Origin of the sequence: Streptomyces viridosporus (assembly GCF_002078235.1) — a bacterium.
Taxonomy (GTDB): Bacteria; Actinomycetota; Actinomycetes; order Streptomycetales; family Streptomycetaceae; genus Streptomyces; species Streptomyces viridosporus.
The window spans coordinates 1-225 of sequence record NZ_MSGP01000111.1 but is presented as its reverse complement, the minus strand read 5'-3'; the positions used below and the strand labels follow the sequence as shown (position 1 = coordinate 225).

General features: G+C 71.6%; 1 pseudogene. It reads left to right on the top strand.

Annotated elements, in window-relative coordinates:
• Nucleotides 1–113 precede the first annotated feature (113 nt).
• Nucleotides 114–225 (top strand): annotated as a pseudogene (locus tag B7L92_RS42060) (NADPH-dependent FMN reductase); the annotation flags it as partial.

The window sequence follows — 225 nt, the reverse complement described above, 5'->3', positions numbered from 1 at the left end:
CCCGGTCGCGGAAAAGCACCCGAAGGGTGCGCGGCGCGGCTGTGAACGGGTGACCGGGACGGTCGGGCGCGTCGCTTGACCTCCAGTTAAGTCGAGGTACCAGGCTCTGCCGCATGAAGACAGCAACCGATGCCCTCCGGGTCACCCTCGTCGTCGGCAGCAACCGGCACGGCCGCTTCGGCCCCGTCGTCGCCGGCTGGCTCCTGGACCGCCTCCGCGACCGGG